This is a genomic window from Moorella sp. E306M (assembly GCF_006538385.1).
Taxonomy (GTDB): Bacteria; Bacillota; DSM-521; order Neomoorellales; family Neomoorellaceae; genus Neomoorella.
In genome coordinates this window covers 2,655,970-2,670,265 of the sequence record NZ_BJKO01000001.1, presented here as the reverse complement: position 1 = coordinate 2,670,265, position 14,296 = coordinate 2,655,970, and the positions used below count along the sequence as shown (strand labels likewise).

11 protein-coding genes are annotated in these 14,296 nt (G+C 56.3%); 2 read left to right on the top strand and 9 right to left on the bottom strand.

Annotated features, from left to right (window positions below; all coding sequences use genetic code 11):
- Positions 1–3: 3 nt before the first annotated feature.
- The 4 genes from FLZ89_RS13760 to FLZ89_RS13745 all read right to left on the bottom strand — a co-directional run bounded on the left by FLZ89_RS13760 (position 4) and on the right by FLZ89_RS13745 (position 9,831).
- Positions 4–3,174 (bottom strand): DNA polymerase, encoded by a 3,171-nt coding sequence (locus tag FLZ89_RS13760; RefSeq protein WP_141264620.1) that lies wholly within the window; start codon positions 3,172–3,174, stop codon positions 4–6.
- A gap of 25 nt (positions 3,175–3,199) precedes the next feature.
- Entirely contained in the window at positions 3,200–5,218 is a 2,019-nt protein-coding gene (locus tag FLZ89_RS13755) for an ATP-dependent helicase (RefSeq protein ID WP_141264621.1), read from the bottom strand.
- 15 nt (positions 5,219–5,233) lie between these two features.
- A complete protein-coding gene (locus FLZ89_RS13750) occupies positions 5,234–5,740 on the bottom strand; it encodes a hypothetical protein (protein WP_141264622.1) in 507 nt (168 codons plus the stop codon).
- Positions 5,741–6,783: 1,043 nt separating this feature from the next.
- Positions 6,784–9,831: a DUF927 domain-containing protein gene (locus FLZ89_RS13745; RefSeq protein ID WP_141264623.1), complete on the bottom strand. Its 3,048-nt coding sequence runs from the start codon at positions 9,829–9,831 to the stop codon at positions 6,784–6,786.
- A gap of 364 nt (positions 9,832–10,195) precedes the next feature.
- On the opposite strand from FLZ89_RS13745, the gene FLZ89_RS13740 reads away from it, so the two are divergent.
- Together FLZ89_RS13740 and FLZ89_RS13735 are read left to right on the top strand one after the other, a co-directional pair.
- The gene (locus FLZ89_RS13740; protein ID WP_141264624.1) at positions 10,196–10,432 is read left to right on the top strand and encodes a ribbon-helix-helix protein, CopG family; all 237 of its coding nucleotides are present in this window, start codon (positions 10,196–10,198) and stop codon (positions 10,430–10,432) included.
- Between the two features lie 15 nt (positions 10,433–10,447).
- Positions 10,448–10,864: a putative toxin-antitoxin system toxin component, PIN family gene (locus FLZ89_RS13735; RefSeq protein ID WP_172613630.1), complete on the top strand. Its 417-nt coding sequence runs from the start codon at positions 10,448–10,450 to the stop codon at positions 10,862–10,864.
- Between the two features lie 489 nt (positions 10,865–11,353).
- Here FLZ89_RS13735 and FLZ89_RS13730 read toward each other — a convergent pair whose 3' ends face one another.
- From FLZ89_RS13730 to FLZ89_RS13710, 5 genes are all read right to left on the bottom strand, one after another.
- Complete coding sequence (locus tag FLZ89_RS13730; RefSeq protein WP_141264626.1) at positions 11,354–11,773, bottom strand: hypothetical protein; 420 nt, start codon at positions 11,771–11,773, stop codon at positions 11,354–11,356.
- 30 nt (positions 11,774–11,803) lie between these two features.
- On the bottom strand, positions 11,804–12,319 hold the full coding sequence (locus tag FLZ89_RS13725) for a hypothetical protein (protein ID WP_141264627.1): 516 nt from the start codon (positions 12,317–12,319) through the stop codon (positions 11,804–11,806).
- 23 nt (positions 12,320–12,342) lie between these two features.
- Positions 12,343–12,690: a hypothetical protein gene (locus FLZ89_RS13720; RefSeq protein WP_141264628.1), complete on the bottom strand. Its 348-nt coding sequence runs from the start codon at positions 12,688–12,690 to the stop codon at positions 12,343–12,345.
- 4 nt (positions 12,691–12,694) lie between these two features.
- Positions 12,695–13,255 (bottom strand): hypothetical protein, encoded by a 561-nt coding sequence (locus FLZ89_RS13715; RefSeq protein WP_141305178.1) that lies wholly within the window; start codon positions 13,253–13,255, stop codon positions 12,695–12,697.
- A gap of 318 nt (positions 13,256–13,573) precedes the next feature.
- Positions 13,574–14,275, bottom strand: coding sequence for a hypothetical protein (locus FLZ89_RS13710; protein ID WP_141264630.1), 702 nt, complete (start codon positions 14,273–14,275; stop codon positions 13,574–13,576).
- Between the last annotated feature and the right edge of the window lie 21 nt (positions 14,276–14,296).

The following is a 14,296-nucleotide window of genomic DNA, read 5'->3' as shown; positions in this document are numbered from 1 at the left end:
TTGTCAGGCTTTATCAGCCCACGAATCGCCCACGTTGGCCTCAGCCTCAATCGGCGTCACGAAACCAAGGTCTTTCCCAGCGCCGACCATTACCGTCCGCAAAACCTCCAGCGCTTCCTCCGCCTTATCCTCCGGGGCTTCCAGGTGAAGCTCGTCGTGAAGCGTCATGATCATATAAACGTCTTCCCACCCGCGGGCCAAAAGTTCGCGGTACAAGTTTCCCATCGCTACCTTTAGAAGTTCAGCGGCCCCTCCCTGGACAGGAGAATTGTATATTTCTGTCAAAGGCCCGGCTTTGCGTAGGTACGTCCCGCTTCCGTTTCTCCGCTTTTCCTCGACCACCGGCCAAACCCGCATGTGGCCGCCGGGCATCCGCACGAAAGGGCGCTTTTCAACGTAATACCCCCGCACGCCGTCGTGCCGGAACACTACGCCGAAGCGGTCTTCGTATATTGAGTGCCGCTGCTTTTCGTGCCACCCGGCGATGCCGTAATAAAGCTGGAAAAATTTTTCACGGGCTTCCTCCGCTTCTTCCAATGTCATCTTGACGCCGTAACCGAGTTCTGCATATTCCTGTAACGTTTTTCCAGACATTCCAAATATTAATCCGAAATTCAAAGATTTGGCGAACTGTCGTTCGCTTTTCGTCACCTCGCCTACGGGCTTCCCGGCCACGCTCGCGGCCGTAAATCTGTGGACGTCTATCCCTTCCGTAAAAGCCTTTAACAGATTTTCGTCTCGCGAAACTTCGCAAGCCACCCTCATTTCAATCGCGCTGTAATCCGCCAGAACCAGCCTCCGCCCCTCCGGTACCCGGAAAAGCGCCCGGATCTCCTTGTCGCGCCCGGCCTGCTGCACGTTCGGGTTGCTGGCGGAAAACCGCCCCACCCCCTGGGGGTTTAGCTGCCGCAGGTCCGGGTGCAGCCGCCCGGTCGCGGGGTGGGTCAGCTCGATCCACTTCTTCAAAAAATCGCTTTTCTTTTTCTGCCCGCGGTATTCCTGGAGCAAACCGATAAACCGTTTTAAATCGCTTTCTTCTGGTAACGCGGCGGCCACCCGGGTGAGGGTGTCGTCGCGGCTTTCCAGGGGCAAGACCTCGCCACCGGGAAGGCGGAAGCCTTTGCCAGATCCTTCCATATTCACGAGGATCCCTTCCCGGCTGGCCAAAAGCTCCAAACAATCGACCACATCCACCGCGCTGCCGGGGTTTATATCGGGCGAGTACCGCTTACCCTCGTTCTTTTTCGGCCGTGCCCGGAAGCCGGCACCCCGCGCCAATTCGACCAATTCGATCCGGGCAGACTCGGCTGCGGCTTTTACGGCCGTCTCCATTTCCCACGCCCGCTTCGTGTCGAAAGGCATCCCGTTGCATTCGATTTCCACCGCCGCCGGGAGGCAGTCAAACTCGATCTTCGCCGCCCGCGCGAGGCGGTTTTTATAAATCAGATTCGCCAAAATCTCCCTCAGCGGTAGCAGCACCGCCGCGTCCAGCCCGGCGTACCGGAGTTGCCTTTCGGTAAGCTCGGGGGCCGACCAATCGCTGGCCTGCTCCTCTTTGTCCAGGACCACCTCTAAATGCCGGTGGGCGATTTCTTTCAAACTGTGGGTCGGGTAGACCGGCCTTATCTTCTTCTGTGTGTCGCGCTCAAACTTTATTTCGTGCCCGTGGCGATCGTAGTACCGTGTCGGCCCGTTGCCTTCCTTGACTATATGCACGCCGTGCTCCTCACGCCATTTGGAGAATTGGGCCTCGGGGATAAAGTCGCCCGCCGTAACCAGTTGGCTGGCGAGCATGGTGTCGAAAAGCCGTTCGCACGGGAGCCGCTTCCCCGGCCAGCAGGGCTTGCCTTCGGCCGCCGCCAGGGCCGACCGCAAGAATTTCAAATCGAATTTCAAGTTGTGCCCGGCGAAGCTCACTTCCGGGTCGGCCATCAAACCGACCACCCCGTCGAGCATCTCACGGCGGTCTTCCTTACCGAACCGCCACAGGTCGGCCACGTAGGCCACCGCGTTGCCTCCCGACTCCGGCCCTTTGCCGTCCTCGGCGACCAGGTTTTTCTTTCCGGCCGGGTAGACGGGCACGGCCAATTGCAAGAGGCGTATTTCATTCACGAAGGGGTCCAGCCCGGTCGTCTCGGTGTCGAAGCCGCACACCCCGGCGTCCCTGGCGGCGGCCAGGGCGGAACGCCACGTCTCCACGTCTTCCACGACTACGATTTTCACCCGATCGAGCCATTCCTGCCACAATGTCGGGGCGGGCTCTGCGGCAAAGGGGAGCCGGGGCGGGGCCGGGCTTCTGTCCTTTTCCCCGACCGTGCCCATTTCAGGAAAAAGGACGGTTTGGACGGGATCCGAGGAGGCCTCGTCCTGGCGTTCTGCTTTTACAGACATATCGTTTAGTGAAGTTTGCCCATCACCCCTCACAGAACCGCCGCTGCGGCCTTTATTTTGGCCTATAAGGGGCCGATCTCCCGCGGTAGGTAGTTTCCTACCACCACCGTCACGCGGTGTATACCCTCCGATCTTTTCGCCGCTTGATTCTGAAGGCATTTCGCCGTCTGCTGCCGTCTTTCCGTCGGCTATGGCCGCCGCTTTTGCCACTGTCTGGCTTGTATTTACCGTATGAGCAACGCCGCCGTTTTTATACCCATCCCCGGTATCTCCGGGGCACGGAAAACCCTCCCCAGCTCCCGCCGTGTCCGCACCTAGAGTCCGGCCGTCCTGGTGGGGCCGGCCGGCTTCCGCCGCTTTTTTGTAAGCCTCGAATACGGCCCTCCAGGCCGCCTCGTAGTCGCCCAAAGCCAATTCGAAGACCAGCGCGTCGTTGTCGGCCGCGGCCTCGTCCAAAAGAGCGGCGGCCTTGTCTACATTGGCCATTAAATCGGGCCGGTTCGCCGCGGCCCACTCCACGGCGCCGGGAGGGGCGGCGGCGTTGAGGCGGGCGGCGGTCTTCGACATGGCGGCGTCGAAGTCGAAGGGTTCTTCCTTCCTGCGGGCAGCCGCGCAGGCGAATACGGCTTCTACTGAAGCCGTGCCGCGTTTTGCCGTGTCAGCCGGGCCGGGCGTTTCGCCGCCTGGCGACACGGCGGCGGGTTTTTCTACAACCCCGGACAGAATGGATTCTGCCGGGTTAGGTCCAACGAAATCGCTGAAATGGAATCCTTTCTCAAACATTTCTACCGCTTTCCTTCGTTAAAATTTAAAGTTCCGCCGCAATGCGATCTGTCCACCTCGTGCCGGGGAGCCTCCGCTTTTCGAAAGAAGAATTGACCTCAAATCCCATCTCTTTCAAAAAACGCGACGGCCTGTTCCACGCCGTCCGGCCCCAGTTAGTCCTTTCGCGGCACCAGGTGACGTATAGGCAATCCTTCGCGCGGGTCGCGCCTACGAAACAAAGGCGTCTCTCCTCTTCCAGCGCCGGGCCGTAGCCGCTCTGATAATGCGGCAGATAACCTTCCTCCGCGGCGACCAGAAAGACCGTGTGGAATTCCAGGCCTTTCGCCTTGTGCAAAGTCATCAGCCGCACCGCGTCTTTCCCGCCGCCGTCGTCGCTGTCGCCGGACGCCAGGGCGGCCCTTTCCAAAAGCTCCGCCACGCCGCCGCCGGAAGCGTCTATCTCCGCCGCCGCGGAAATGAGGGCGCCGACGTTGGCGACCCGCTCCTGGCCCTCTTCGGACCGATCTTTGGCCAGCTTCGCCATATAGCCGGTCGATTCGGCAGCATACATGCAGAGTTCGGCCGCAGGTTTCTTTTCCCTGATGCCTGTTTCCAAAACCTCCAGGGTTTTTGCCAACCGGGCGAGAGACGAACGCGCCTTTTTACCGATACCAGGTTTTGCGGCCGCGCCCGATAGGGCTTCTGCCGGCGGGCGGCCGGCGAGAACGAGAGCCGCGACCTGGGCGGCGGTGGCTTCGCCCACGCCCGGCTGGAGGAAGCATATCCGACGCAGGGAAACGACGTCTTTCGGATTCACGGCTACCCGCAGATGGGCCAGGACGTCTTTTATTTCCCTGCGGCCCCAGAAACCCACGGAACCGACCACCACGTAGGGGACGCCGCGTTTCGCCAGCGCTTCCTCGTATGTCCAGCTCAAAGCGTTGACGCGGTAGAGCACCGCGAAGTCCGACCAGGAAAGGCCCTGGCCGCTGTGCAGGGCGGAAATTTTTTCCGCCAGGAATTCAGCTTCCGCGCGTTCGTCCGGGAAAGACAGGCATTGAGCCTCGCCGCCGTCCGGGCGGACAGGCAACAAGGTTTTTTCTTCGCGCCGGGTGTTGTGCCGGATAAGCCTGTCCGCCAGGGACGTCACCGCCGGCACGGAGCGGTAGTTTTTCTCCAGGGCGACTACTTTCGCTTCCGGGAAGTCTTCTTTAAAACGCAGGATGTTTTCGACGTCGGCGGCCCGCCAGCCGTAAATGCTCTGGTCGGGGTCGCCGACAGCGGTGACGTTGCGGCGCTTTTTTACCAATAACTGCAGCCATTCGTATTGCGCCCGGTTGGTGTCCTGGTACTCGTCGACCAGGACCCATTTCCAGATTTCCGCCCATTTCCGGGCCACGTCGGGCCTTTCCCGGAAGAGGCGGACGGCCTCAAACAACAGGTCGTCGAAGTCCAGGCCGTTTACTTTTTTTAACATCTCCTGGTACGCGGCGTAGACTTCCGGCACGGCGTCCTCGCAGCCGGAAACGGCTTCTGCCATTTTCTGAGACAGCAGGCTCCCTTCGCCGATCTTTTCCGCCATCCATTTTGAAAATTCGTCCGGCCCGACCAGACAGTTTTTCGCGAAGGATATCGCCTTTCCGGCGGCGGCCGCGTCCGGCGGGTCCAGGCGGAACTCTTTGGCGGCTTTCACCAGCAATTCGCGGCGTGCCTCTTCGTCGACGACGGCGAATTTAGGGTCTATTCCGATTTTCGTGCCGTCCCGGCGTAAGACGTAAAGGCACGCCGAGTGGAACGTCTGGGCGCGCACGCCGCCGGTTTCCCCCAGCAAATTCCTAATACGCTGCTTCATCTCGCCGGCCGCCTTGTTCGTGAAAGTGACGGCCAGGATTTCTTCCGGGCGGGCCAACCCCGACGTCACCAGCCACGCCACGCGGTGGGTCAGCACGCGCGTTTTGCCGCTCCCTGGCCCCGCCAATACTAAAAGGGGGCCGGGGCCGTGAGAGACGGCTTCTTTTTGGGCGTCGTTGAGGCCGGACAGAATTTTTGATTCGCGCGTCATTTTCAGAACCTTCTTTCAATCTTTCTGCGGGATAGGGATATTTACGGTTTCAGCCTTTACCGCCAAGCACCACTCCAGTGTACCGTTAAGCCTCAGCCGGACAGCGTTGCGGCTCCCTCTCCCGGTTGTCAATAGTGCACCTTTTTCCTTGAGACGTTCAACGCCGCCAGCGTAATCAAAACCTTTATCCTTAAAAGCCTTCCGCACGATAGAGGTGGGAATGGCGACGTACCGCACGCCGTCCTCCACGATAAGTTTGCCTTTCACCCAAGAAAGGTTTTCATTGCCTACCAGCCCCCCGATATATTTGATATTATCCACGACCACGGAGCGGAACACGTTTACGGCGTCGTAGGAATCAGGTTTTATGAGGCGGCGTTTTTTGGCTTTCTTATCTTTTTCTTCTGGGGGATTATATTTTAAATCGCCGTAAATGTAGGCGCGGCTGTTGAATTTTTTCTTGTATCGTTCCACCTTTTTGTCATCGAGATTACCGTGGATAAGGTCTAATAGAATTCCCATCTATTTACATCCCCTTTAGTCAAATGGATTTCTCTGCCTTTTTGAAAGCGGTCTTTCCGTGTAGATATATACCCGACAAAAATCGTCAACATTTAAAACCGCTGTTTTTGACGATTTTCTTCTCTCTTGACAGAGGTCTGGGAAAATGTGGTTTTTTTAGTGAGAACGGATTTTCCTTGATTCTTCGTTCGGGCCAAAAAAATTACAAATTCTCCCTGAGAACGGTTTTTCCTTGATTTTACGTTGACAAAATTTTACTGGGAACAGATTTTTGATTTAAGATAGATAAACGAGGAAAAATCATAAAGGGTTAAACAAGATTTTTCAACGGTTTTTAAATATGAGAACGGATTTTTAAAAAATAGCTCTAGGGTGTCATACCTAGATGAATTAAGATTTTACAAAGATTAATTCGTTCTCATTTTTATTTACGTATGACATCGTATGACATCCGTATGACACCCTTAAATGTTGATATACCTATAAAAACGCGATCTGTCATACCGTCATACCTAAAAAAAATTTTCCCTAAAGGGAGGAAAGAAAAAAATGCACGTTTTTTAAAAAGGCATTAAAATCCCTACTTATTAACTCGGATATTTTTGACTTTCTTTGACCAAAAACTCGTGCAAAAAAAAAATCCCCTTTTAGGGAAAAAAAAATTTAGGTATGACGGTATGACAGATCGCCTCATCCTTAGAGTATCAAGGCTGGGGGGTGTCATACGGATGTCATACGGTGTCATACCAAAATGAACTTGAGAACATACTATCCCCTGTAAAACCTTAATTCATCTACGTATGACACCTAAGAACATTTTATTCGGGAGCCGTTCTCACCATCAAAAAACCCAAGAAAATCAAAAGGAAAATCAGGTTAAATTAAAATCTACTTTATCATTATTATTCAAAAATCCGTTCCCAGGAAAAACATTCCAACGTAAAATCAAGGAAAACCCGTTCCCAGGGAGAATTTGTTAATTTTTTAGCCCCGACGAAGAATCAAGCAAAATCCGTTCCCACTTAACCCTCCTCCTTCCCGTCCTAAAGTTCCACCCCGTCTTCTATCCCGGTGTCGTTTTCAGACATCAAATCTATTTCTTCCGCCCACATATCCGCGTCGTCTTCCAATAAGGCTTCCGCATCGACTAAAAGGCACCATTCCCTTTTTCCTCCGCCGAACCTCAACGAAGTGACATTTTTGTGTTTCTCCTTCATCTTTTCCGGGACCCATACCAGCCCCGCGTTCTTCAACGCCTTGGCTGCCGTCTCGTACTCGACGTCCGCGTTCTTCTTCAAAGCGTCCCGAACGGCATTGGCGTATAAGGCTACATACTTTTTGCCGTCCCGGCGTACTATTTTCCCCACCCACCGGGGCGGCTTGCCTTCCGCTTCCCGTAAGCCGTCGATGAGCTCGCGGTTCTCGGCCACGAACGAGCGCAAGACGTCCAGCACCGTGGCCAGCAGCGCCCGCCCGCTGGTGTTTGTCACGACGTTTTCCCACGCCGCGTCCAGGGCGGCGGCCGTGATCTCCGTGGCCTTTTCCCCGTCTTCGCCCAGGGAGCGCAGCAGCAGTTCCAGCCCGGCGCCGCACGCGGCCGCCCGCTTGGCCAGGCGTTTCAGGGTCTGGTTTTTTTCCGACGAACCGTCCAGGGCGTTCCCCGTGGCCGGGGAAACCCTGTCGGTCACCCGGTCGAGGGCGTCTTTCCACCGCCGGTAAGTCGCCACAATAATTTTCCGCCGCGCGTCTTCGGGGAACGAGAGCAGCCACTGCACGTACCGCCGCCCGAGGTGGCCGTAGTCGGCGGCCAAATCTTTGGCGATCTGCTCCGCCTCGACGCGGAACTGTTCCCGCTTCGCCGGGAACAGCGGCGGGAACGACAGCACCCGGTCGAACACGCCCTGCCGCCCCCGCACGACGTCCAGGATCGACCGCTCGGCGCTCACGACCAGCACCGAATACCACCGCCGCGTCTTGCGGGAGCCGCCGCTCTTCGCCCCACGCTCCTTGCCCATGCCGAGGGCGAGCGAATACACTATTTCCGCGACGGCGTCGGCGTACCGCACCAGCTGGCTCTCGTCGATGTGGGCGGAAATGTCGCAGTGTACGGAAAACAGTATCTCCGAATGCACCGTGGTCCGGTTGGCCGTCCTGATCATGTCGCCCAGGGTCGGCCTCCCCCAGAGGCCGGCGGGGAACATGTTGAGGGTGGTCTTGCCGCGGCCGCTCTCCGGGTCGGTCGATTCCACCACGAAGCCGCAGACGTCCGATTCCCCTTCTTCCACCAGGTAGCGTATCAAAGGCCCGGCCGCTCCGGCGCCCGTGAAGAAAGCCGCCAGGGGGTATTTCTCGAAGTATTTGAGGTACGTCCGCTTCTGGCCATCCAGGGTGCCGCGGGCCGTTATGGCCGCGAGCATCTGCTTTTCGCCGGCACCTATGCCGGACGACCACTCGCTCAAAGGGTGGTCCGATTCGGGCGCGTCGGCGGTTTCCCCCGCTTCGCCGTCCACCCGCCCGGCGGTCGTGAAGATGTCCCGCCCCACGGCAAACATTTCGCCCTTTATCCGCTCGCCCTGGGGCTTGTGCCAGCCGGAGCGCGCCACCAGGATTTTGACGGGGAGCGGGTGGTCGGGGTGGGTGAAGGTGTAGTCACGCAGCGCCCCCAGCCAGGTGATGACTTTCATGATGTTGGTGGAATCTACTGGCATCCCTAAATTTGCCAGGAAATCGACAGCTTTCGACACGTTGAAAAGCATGCCGCCGGCGGCCTGGATTTTGTTCCAACCGCCGTCTTTGTACCACCAGAGGTCGTATATCGTGTCTTCCCCCTGGTCGGCGGGGACCATTATCCCGGCCAGGGCCACGACGCACGCGATGACCGGATCGGCCTCGCTTTCCCCCGTTTCTTCGTCGAAAGTCTGGGTGCATATCTGCCCCAGGCTGTCGATCGTCCACCCTTCCGGCACGGGGAAATCGGCAAAGGGCGTCCCGGCGGCGGGCGGGAAGAGCTCGGCGATGGTTTTGACCTGCGGTTCGGGCTCCGGCTCTTCGGGTTCCGGCGGCCTCCGCGGCTCCTGCCGCTCCCGCGCCTGCGACAGGACCCTTCTGGCCCCGTCGAGTATGTCCTTGTGGTACCGTCTGATCCCCGCTCTCTTGAGCCTGGCCTTCACCACCGGCTCACTCTTCAGCAGCCCCAGCAGGGCCGCCGCACCCAGGATCTGCCGCTCTATGTCGCCGCTGGCGAGCTCCCGTGCCGCGAACGCCTCGGCACCGGCGCCGACCGGCAGCCACGCCGGGGCGTGCTCGACGAGGGAACGGAACCTGGCCGCGCCGTCTTCCCCGGCCCGTTTGTAGGCCACGAGGTAGTCGTCCAGCCCGACTTTTCCGTCTACGGCTTCCAGCTTCGGGAGGGTGATTATTTTGACCTCTTTTGCCCCTAAGCGGTACAGCTGCTCGGCCAGCTCCGGGAAAGCCGCCCAACGCTTGTGCCGCTGGTCGATGTCCGAATCGTAGACCAGGACGACCCTCTGGCCGCCCCAGTCGCGCTTCAACCGGCCAAGCAGCGCCTCGTCCGGCGGCAATTGCTCCCCTACAGCACTGCGTTCGCGCCAGGAATCGATGCCGGACACGCCGAAGCAGTTTATGCCGTTGTTAACGGCACAGAGGGCTTTCTTTTCGCCCTCGGTTATGACCACTTCCGGGGCGGTCATGTCGGCCCCCGGCGGCACGTAGAGGCGGCATCCGGCCCTGCGCGGCGAGACGTATTTCATGTCGCCCTTCGGCCGGTCGAGCCGCACCCGCACGAAGCCGTCCGGCTCTCCGGGGTACGGTATGGCGATACCTCCGCTCTCGACGTGCACGCCGGTCATGCGGCTCGCCTCTTCGGCCGTCACCCAGTAAAGCCCGGCGGCGTCGGCCAGGGCCGGAGGTATGTCGGATTCAGTCATGAGCTTGTGCTTTATGGCATCAGGCAGCGTCCGGCGAGGGGCACCGACCGGGGTGTCGCCGCTGTCACGGATGACAGTATTTGGATTGGAAGGCGTTTCGATACCACCAGTATTTGGATTGCTGTTGTTCGGGTAATCAGGCATACTACCGTCCCTTTCCGGGGTAATGGCAAAGGTAATGGCGAAAAAGCGGCCCTCCGGTTGCCCGGGGCCGCCTAAAAAATTTGGCCCGGCCGCTCGCCGAGCCGCCGGGCCGTACCGGAAAGGGAAGCTAAAAACGGTGCCTGATCCGTCTTTAGCCTAAAAAATTTGACCCGGCCGCAAGTCGTACAGCCGGGTCCCGGAAAGGGAGGCTAAAGTTTACAACCCTTTCAAAAAGTAGAAACTAAACTACGCCGCCCTTTCCCCTAAAAAAGCATCCAGCCTTATGACGATATTGATTTTTCTTTGGCGGCGTGTTATCTTTTAATAGTAATACTAAGTAATACTCCGACAGAGGTGACCAAAAATGCGTGAAACTGTTATTTGGACGATCTCCCTCCCTCCCCAGATAGCTCAAAAGGCGATGGAAACCGCCAAGAGAGAAAACCGTACTCGCAGCGAGCTTGTGAGGGAAGCTTTGCGCCGGTATATGGCGGCAACGGAATGGGAACGGGCGCAGGCCAAAGTTTCGCTCAGGGCCAGGGAAATAGGTATTTTAAACGATGCTGACGTTGAAAATGTAATTGACGAAATAAGGAAATAACCTATGAGAGCGACGTTGGACACTAACGTATTGATATCCGCACTTATTTTTCCGGGTGGCATTCCTGATCAAATTTTTAGGGCCGCCTTAGAAGGAAAGTATGAGCTTGTGATGAGCCCTTTCATATTACAAGAATTTGCCCGTATACTCCAGCAAAAATTTAAGTATTCGGAAGACGAAGCGATGAGCGTAACAGTATTGGTGCGAGATGCGGCTTCGTTAATTATAGAGCCGAAGACAATTCCGAAATTGGTCGCTTCTAAAGATGACGACAATCATATTTTGGCCTGTGCTCAAGCGGCCAACGTCGATTACCTCGTGACTGGAGATATGAAGCACATATACCCATTGGGAACAATAGGCAATACTAAAATTGTTACGCCCGCTGAATTTCTGCGAGAATTGGAAAAAAGCAAACACCCGGACAGTTGAGGAAGGAGTGCTGCTTGGGCCGTCTTGAAAAAAATGTGCCCGGCTGGAACGACGCCAGCCGGGTTAAATTGTGATGAGGTGAGTTGGTGAGTTGCCCAAAAAAAATCCCGGCCGGAGGTTTCCAGCCGGGTTCCAGGGAAGGAGAGGAAAACGTGGGGTGCCTGGCCGCACGGGCGGGACGGGTGAGTTGAGGCATCCACGCCCGTGCGGCCGCAAAAAATAAAAGCCCCGCCTGTGACGCGGGCGGAGGGGCTTGCTATCTGTTCTTAAACTGTTCTTAAAAATAACTGGTAAAACTGGTAAAACTGGTAAAACCCTTGATTTTATTGGATTTTTTAAGTTCTTTGCTCTGGTTTAGATCTGGTAAAACTGGTAAAGTCCTTTATTTTTGATTTAAGAAGTATTCTTGAGTATTTATACCACACTTCTTAAACCACTGCAACCCCTAATCGTAGCCCGCGCCCCGAAAAAGGCGCGGGCCGCCTTACGTCAAAGCGGGATATTTTCCGCTTCCGCTTCCTGGCTCGCCCGTTCGGCCAGCTGGGCTTCGACTTCCGGCTTCAGCTGGGCCTTCACCACATAATACCGCCGGCCCTGCTTGGACCGTACCTGTTGGAACGTCAGCGTCAATACGTCCCAATCGAGGCCGTCTTCGTCCAGCCCTTCCTGGAGGTCCTTGAGCTGGGCCACTACCGTCTCGCCGCCCGTGCGGTAGAAATGGGCGGCGTCGCCTTCGACGGTGAAGACGGCGTTTTCCTTCCCCTCGTAGAAGCGCGAGTCCAAAATGGCGATGTTTTCAATGGTCACCGGGCGGTTCAGCAAAGTGTCGAACTCGCCCTTTTCGCGGTTTTTGGTAAACTCCAGCCCGCCGCCCTCGTTCACCTTTTTGACGGCTTCATAAATGCCCATTGAATTATTCCCCCTTAAATTTAATAAAATTTAAATCGCCAATTCTACAGACGCTTTAACCAGCTTCCATCCCTTTTTCCCCTCGTCGTAGGCAAAAAACAAATGCACGTCCCGCACGACCCTCCCCTCCTCAGCACGTATTCTCGCCACCACGCCCTGGGCGCCGTCCGGGCCGCGCAGGGTGTCCGGGTCGCAAACTGCCGCCCAGTGTGCCAGGTACGTCCGGACGACGCCTTCGTGGCGGACGCCGGCCGCCGCGAGCAGGAATTCGGCTTCACTTTTGGTGAAAGGGCGGGCGTAGTAAGGATTCCCGGACACGGGTACCGGCCCCCTGGTCCTGATGCGGATTACCACTTTATCCCTGGCAGGTATGGTTTCCCCCGCCTCCCGCCCTGGCTGGACGGGGCGGCTCCGGGGCGGGGCGCCCAGGCGGTCTACGACACGGTCGAATTCCGCCTGGGCGTCCCAGTCTACCGCTTCAACCAGCGGGCCGGACGGTTCGGGGTAATCGTCTGTCAGCCATTTGCCGAAGGTAGGATTTCGCATTATTTTCTTCCCCCAGAGAAAGGTTAGGCCGTGCCGGAAGAGGCTTCGGTCCGGCCCGGCGTATATTCGTCAATTAGATCAAGGATTGTCCCGGCGATTTTATGGGCCGCTTCCGCGTGTTCCTCAGTCAGGTCTTTCGCCGCGTGGACCCGGAGCGCAGCGCGAATGACGGTGGAAATCGCCATGATGATCTGGTATTGCGTCTGTGTATTGAATTTTCCGGCTAATCGTTTTTCGGCTTCCGCCCGGACGCTCCCCCACACACCCGGCCTGGGCGGCGGGCTCGGCACGAAGCGGACTTGCTGCTTCAGTTCTGCCAGGATTTCTGCCCGTAATTCTTCTTTGAGCTGCTGCAGTTCGGCGTCGGTCATGATCTTAGTCACCTCCTCCGCTGGAACCGTAAGTAATAAGCAGTTTTTGCCCTTTCTGCCCCATCTCCGCGGCCCTAAGCCGGTTCCCGGAGTCTTCCATGCCGCGGCTGACCTCCTCTTCGAGAATGCCGGCCACCTCGCGGTCGGGCTCCCAATCGTCGTCCTCTCTTTTCGGTTCGTGGACGACGACTTTCCACCTCCCGGCCGGGCGGGTCGGGAGCTCGACGGGGCGGTATTCCGCCTCTTCAAGGATGCCCGGCCCGAGGCCCAGGGCGAGGAGGACGGCGTTCTGCTGCTCTTCCGGCAAAGTCATCAGCGGAACGAAGGAGCGGCAGGTTCTCCGCGCCACCTCGCGGCGGGCTTTGTCCAGCTCGGCTTCCAGGAGCCGCCGGTTTTCTGTTCGGACGACGTATTCGAGATCGGTGGTTAAGGCTTCCGCTTCGGCGTCGTAATAGCTGGTTGTGCGGCCGGCACGGAGGTCGTATTTGCATATTTGCGATGCTGACGCAGGGTAGGTTTGTTTAATGGATTTTTGATTATTGAATTCTTTTAATTTATTCCTCAATAGTCGAAGGGTTGGATCGACTTTTTCGGCGAATGATAGTTTGGACGATAGGCTGGAGGTAAATCTGCCGAGCACGTTCGTATGTACGTTCGAAACGAAAGGGTTTATAATTTTAGCCTTTGAAGAAGCATGTCGTTTCGCATGCCAGCCCATCTTTTTCCCCTCTGCGACAGTAAATTTTTTTAAAAAATGTGTAAGATGTGTGAGACCCTTGATTTTGCTAGGTTTTCAATGTGTGAGGAATGAGTGAGGAATGTGTAAGATGTGTAAGACCCTTGATTTTGCTAGGTTTTTTTACGGAAAACATGATAAAACTAGTTATGTTGTTAGGTTATCTTTAGGAATAGAAATGACATAAACCCGACGTGATTTTTGCATCAATGCGTCCCAGTATGTAGAACTATATCGATGTCGCTCACCTGGCTTAAGCCAGCCTTTCGTTTTCCAAAATTTTAATACCGCCCGACGTTCAGCTTCGTTCTTAATCCTTATATCCGCAAAAAACTTCGCGAAAGCTGCCACGTAAACTATAACTTTTATTTCTTCGTTTGAGCTTTCATCTAACTGACCCCAGAATCCTTCATCAAATTCTTTCTTGTTAACAAATACCCATTCGCAAAATTTCTCATAAATAGAGATCGCTTCTGGGTCAATCCCGGTCTCTCCCTCTTCATACGAACGGATATTTTGGATTAATTCCCTCCATCGGGTGGCTAGAATCTCATCAAAATACGCTCCCAGTTTTTTAGCGTTGGTCCATACCCCCGCCATCGCCACTGCGCGAGCAATCCCCAGCCCTCCTTCATGCACGGGGCTGCGGACTTCGCGGTTTATTGGCTCCCCAATTTGGGCAACATACCAATATCGGTCGCGTTCGCGATCTACTTCGAGCGCGGTAATTTCTACCGAGACCGGGCAGACGCATTGTCGGTTGCCGTCTTCGTCTTCTATCCAGATGCCATTTGTTTCTTTAGCATTAAGAGTATCGATATTGTAGGAGTTTTCAGCGAGGGTTTCCATCAATAGATGCCTCCCTAAAAA